At 66.8% G+C, this 4,605-nt stretch carries 7 protein-coding genes; 1 reads left to right on the forward strand and 6 read right to left on the reverse strand.

Annotation, left to right across the window (positions count from 1 at the left end; translation table 11 throughout):
- The first annotated feature begins 29 nt into the window (after positions 1–29).
- On the forward strand, positions 30–308 hold the full coding sequence (locus RMO85_RS04175; protein WP_310526656.1) for a hypothetical protein: 279 nt from the start codon (positions 30–32) through the stop codon (positions 306–308).
- A 13-nt stretch (positions 309–321) separates the two neighbouring features.
- On the opposite strand, the gene RMO85_RS04180 is transcribed toward RMO85_RS04175, so the two are convergent.
- The 6 genes from RMO85_RS04180 to RMO85_RS04205 form a co-directional block, all read right to left on the reverse strand.
- Positions 322–666, reverse strand: a complete 345-nt coding sequence (locus tag RMO85_RS04180; RefSeq protein WP_310526665.1) for an HNH endonuclease signature motif containing protein — start codon at positions 664–666, stop codon at positions 322–324.
- Positions 667–673: 7 nt separating this feature from the next.
- Positions 674–1,087, reverse strand: a complete 414-nt coding sequence (locus tag RMO85_RS04185) for a hypothetical protein (RefSeq protein WP_310526658.1) — start codon at positions 1,085–1,087, stop codon at positions 674–676.
- Between the two features lie 522 nt (positions 1,088–1,609).
- Entirely contained in the window at positions 1,610–1,954 is a 345-nt protein-coding gene (locus tag RMO85_RS04190) for a hypothetical protein (protein WP_310526659.1), read from the reverse strand.
- A 680-nt stretch (positions 1,955–2,634) separates the two neighbouring features.
- The gene (locus RMO85_RS04195) at positions 2,635–3,156 is read right to left on the reverse strand and encodes a DUF222 domain-containing protein (protein WP_310526660.1); all 522 of its coding nucleotides are present in this window, start codon (positions 3,154–3,156) and stop codon (positions 2,635–2,637) included.
- Between the two features lie 252 nt (positions 3,157–3,408).
- A complete protein-coding gene (locus RMO85_RS04200) occupies positions 3,409–3,762 on the reverse strand; it encodes a VOC family protein (RefSeq protein WP_310526661.1) in 354 nt (117 codons plus the stop codon).
- A partial coding sequence (locus tag RMO85_RS04205) for a hypothetical protein (RefSeq protein WP_310526663.1) occupies positions 3,656–4,605 on the reverse strand: 950 nt, incomplete at its 5' end. The genes RMO85_RS04205 and RMO85_RS04200, both read right to left, overlap by 107 nt.

Genomic DNA, 4,605 nt, shown 5'->3' on the forward strand with positions numbered 1-4,605 from the left:
CTCTGACGCCGGCCTCGTACGCTGTTCACATGCCGGGTCCTGACCGCGACGCCCTCGAGTGGTACGACGAGGATCCCGACGACCACGACGACGAAACCGAGCCTGCGTGGTTTCCGGGCCACCACCTGCCCGAGCACGCGAGGGCCATGGGCCTGACCCACCAGGTGCCCGAAGGAGCACTGCTCGACTTCGCCGGCTCGCTCGACGGTGCCAAGCCGCTGCACCGGTTCACGGCCTGGATGCTGCTGGTGGTGTTCGGTCTTCCGGTGCTCTTCACCGTGATGCGGATCTGGTACGCCCTGACCTGAGCCCGATGTCGGCCTACGTCCGCCGGTGGAACCTGAGGTCGCCGTTGGGCAGTCGCTCGTGCTGGAACCGGTCGTCGTGGGCGCGGTGGTGGTGATGGCTGCAGAGCAGGATCGCGTTGGCCAGGTCGGTCTCGCCGCCACGACTGCACGGGTGCGGGTGATGCGCCTGCGACCAGGCAGCCGGCATGTCACAGCCCTCGGCCCGACAACGCTTGTCGCGTACGGCGAGCGCTCGGCGCTGGGCTGCGTTGAACAGCCGCTGCGCCCGGCCGACGTCGAGGATCTCGGACTTCGCACCCAGCACGACGGGCACGAGGTTGGCGGTGCAGGCGAGGCGGCGTGCGTCCCCGGCCGAGATGCGGCCATCAGTGCCGGTGGTCGCGACGCCGAGGCCCGGTCAGACTGAACGTGTGTCGGCGGCCGGCGAAGTACTCATCGAGTTCCCGGGCCGTGGCGTCGAGTCGGGGCGGGTGGTGCAAGATGCGTGGGCTGATCCGATCGGACAAAGCCTGCAGAACGCGATCGTGGTCCTCGTTGGCGTAGGCGACTCGAACCAGTCCGGTTTCGGTGGCGGCGAGCAGCAAGCTGCCGGCGGGGCTGTCGATGGTGCGGTTATGCGACGTCGAGAAGATCCCGGTCGAGCGTCGGAGTGACGCGATCCCATCGGCCGCAGCGCGACGCGCCGCTTCTGTAGTCCCGCCGAGGATCGAAGCGACCTCGGTGTAGGGAAGGCCGGCCAGGTAGTGGTAGGCGACCGACTGGCGTTGCTTGTGGGGCAACGCTTCAAGCGCAGCCTCCAGGTCGCCGTCCGGTCCGATGCCACCGGGTCGGTCTCCGACCAGGCATCGTCAGCCTCGACAGCTCCGACGATGACGAGGCAGACTCGAAGCACGGTCGGACCGTGGATCTCGACGAGGACCTCGAACGGCGGCTTGTGGGACATGCCGTGTCGACGTTACGAGGTCACTTGGAACGCATGTTGACGCCATTGAACAAGCGCCTCCACGGCAGCCGCAACGGATTCGGCTTCGTCAAAGTTGACCGTGGTCAGCGTCGCGGCGGGGATGGCGTTGGTCGCCACCGCGGTTGCGAGGAAGGCCGCCGCGTACCCAGATGTGGGCGGCAATCCGGCCCTATCCCAGACGCATTGCACCGTTTCCAATTGCGATGAGGTCAAGCTCGTCGACCGGGCGGGAGGAGCTTCGAAAGAAACAGTCATGCCCCGTAGACGACGACGGGCCACGTTTCGTGAGACGTGTGGGGAAAATTTTCTTATGAGGGCCCCCGGTGGAGGCTTTTGGTCACACGACTTCGGGCGGCACTACGACGACCGGGCAAGCTGCCAGGTCGACGATGGCCTGCTCCTCGACGTCCTCTCCGGCGAGACGGCGGAGCAGCACGGTGTGGGCGACGAGGGGGTCGAAGCCGGGGGTGGAGCCGGTGTACGTGCCTTCCACCTCAGCGAGATCGAGAGCAATCGTGCTCACGAAGTCGACCTTGACCCAGATCTTTTGCAGCTCCTCGGTACCTACCTGCGCCGACCACGAGATGGTGCCGTCACAACTGAGGCTGGCGGTGACGTCGAACGGCGATCCGCCGCGGATGCCATCCTTGGCTGCTGCTGGAACCACGGCGCCGCCGAACACGACGCCTGCTACGGCGCCCCCGACGAGCAACTTGCGAACGGAATTCATCATTGAAAGGCCTCCGGCAGGTGTGGTGCGTAGAGGTCGTCGATGATCCGGCTACCGCAGTCGCAATATGGGTGGCAACAGAACCGAGCTGCCGGCCGCATGGGTCGGTGCGGACCAACGTGCAACAGGCACGCCAGAAATAGCGATTGATGCAATTCCCCAATAAACTTCCGTCTATCCCGTCCGACGACCGAATCAATCAGCCACCACCGTGAGGCTAGAATTCTCGTGGGCTCCATCGGTATTGTACAAAGGTCGTAGTACTTGTAGCGATGAGTACCCTGGGTGGCCGTAATCGACGTGAGCGGTCGGCTACTAACCCGGATCGTTCACGAGACCGCGGCGTGATCGGCGCGTAGAAACACGGAAGTGCCTGCCCAGCAGGGGAAACTTGGGATTGCGACGTCTCAAGATTCTCGAACCGGAAGGCACTCCGTAGGTGAAGCGTACTTCGTGATCTGCTGGCTTGTCCGTATCCGCCGATGGTGTCGGCGTGGTGGCTCACGCGGGCAGTGTCGGACTCCGCCTTCTGGCCGATCGGACCGGCCTCACTACCGAGCTGTCGAAGGCGATGGTGCGGCGCTCGTTCACCTCGCTCCACGACCACGGCCGGGTCTTGGTCGACGTCGCGGTCATGCTTCTCGACGGCGGTGAGGCGATCGCCGACATCGATGTCCTGCGCCACCAAGCCCCAGTTCCGGGCCCGGTCGCGTCGCCACAGCGCCACCCTCATGAAAGACCGGGGTTAGCACCTCAGCGCCGACGTCGTCGGGCAGCTCGTCGAGAACGCGGGCGATCACGTCGGCCTGCGCGGTCGACACGTCGCCCGCGGTGTGCGCCTCGGCAAGGGCCGACCAGCGCCGGTCGAGGGCCTGGGCCAGCGTCATCGCCCGCCGGGCGTGCCCGCGATCGGAGCGCGTCGCGAGCCGCAACCAAGCACCCACATCGCGGGCACCGGACTCCTCGGCCACGTCGCCGGACACGGCCAGCATCCGCAACCTGGTCGCGGCAACCCGGGTCTCGAGCCGATGGAGCTGGACGAGGCTCGCGGCCTTGTCAGCCGGCGAGAGGTAGAGGAACTCGACCGACTCCACCTTGTCCAGTGCGGCGGCAATGGCCTGCTCGCACTCGTGGACGAGGTGTCCGGTCGTCATGGGCGGGGCTCCGATCGCGCGGGGGACACCACCGGATCGAGATTCGAAAGCGATGGGTTCCCCGAGGCTTTGTCGGGCTGCGCCAGGTCCGACACGCGTGAGCCTGGTTCGGCGTCCGGGGCACATCCGGTTCTCTGCGTGTCTCCGAGACCCTCTGCGGGGCCGGGTGCCACCTACGACATACTTACTTTTATCGTACATGTGTTCGAACGATGAGGCAAGCCCAAGCATCCGAAATCTCCCCGCACCCCGCTACTCGACGCAGAACTCGTTTCCCTCCGGATCGGCAAGGACCACGAGCTCGCCGTCGTCGCGCAGGACCCGAGCTCCGAGTGCGACCAGGCGACGAACCTCCTCCGCCGGGTCCGACATGGGGCGGAGATCGAAGTGCTGACGGTTCTTCGCGGTCTTGCCCTCGGGAACGCGAACGAACCAGAGACTGGGACGGCCCCAGCCCGCCGCCTCGACCCACGCCCGATCGGGGTGGGATGAATGGACCTCAGGGACGCGAGACCTGCAGCATCCCCAGGCACATCTCGTCGGTGGTGCCTTCGCCCCACACGATGTAGCGGTCGGGCTGGCCCTCGAAGGACGGCAGCACGTCACGCAGCCACTGCACGTGCTTGCAGGTGACCTTCACCGTGTCGCCGGGCATCAGCGTGACCGGGTCGATGTCGCGAGCACCCTGGTCGTCGAAGTCCCACACCGGGATGTCCAGCACGGTCCTGGCCCTGGGTGTCCCCGGGTTGGTCTCGATCCGGATCTCGCGACCCAACAGGTGCATGTGTCCACCGGCGGCATGGATGGTCATCTGCTGGTTGACGGTGCGGGTGCAGCTCTGCACCTGGCCGGGCTTCGGCTCGCCGCCACACAGGAGGTAGAGCGCGTTGGCGGTCTGCGCACCCTCCGCGCCGAAGCGGTCCATCACATCCAACACGGCCGCGTCCCGGTCGCACAGCGGGCCGTCGGCGTACTTGGCTCGACAGGGCAGCTCGACCGGAGCCGGCAGCAGCATGGTGTGCAGCTCCTCCAGGTCGCGGGTGCCGGGAGCCAGTCGCAACTGGGTTGCGGAGACGTCGGGCGACGTGCCCGCGAGCAGGTTGTAGTGGACCTGCATGATGATCCGACTGCCCGCGCGCAGCTTCACTCCGTAGCCGGGCTTGCGCACCGACTCCTCGCCACCGGGCGCCCAGGCACCGATCCACGGGGCGTCCTCGACGTTCTGGAACCGATCGAGGCCGGTGCCGCCGAAGCAGGTCCAGCCCTCGCCGTCCTCCTCGGCGTCGATCGCCTCGGCCGCCTCGATCTGCTCGGGCGGGACCTGGAAGAGGATGACGTGGTGGACGACGTCGGGGTTGCCGGGCTGCACGGTCGTGCCGGTCAGCCACGCGTCCTCGGCAAGGTCGGGGTCCAGGAGGAAGCAGCGGTAGTCGTCGGTCCCGGCGCCGT

Source organism: Nocardioides sp., assembly GCF_031422975.1.
Lineage (GTDB): Bacteria > Actinomycetota > Actinomycetes > Propionibacteriales > Nocardioidaceae > Nocardioides.

Excerpts from the sequence above, each read along its gene's own strand:
- RMO85_RS04175 (WP_310526656.1), top strand. The coding sequence starts at position 30 with ATGCCGGGTCCTGACCGCGACGCCCTCGAGTGGTACGACGAGGATCCC.
- RMO85_RS04195 (WP_310526660.1), bottom strand. The coding sequence starts at position 3,156 with ATGACGACCGGACACCTCGTCCACGAGTGCGAGCAGGCCATTGCCGCC.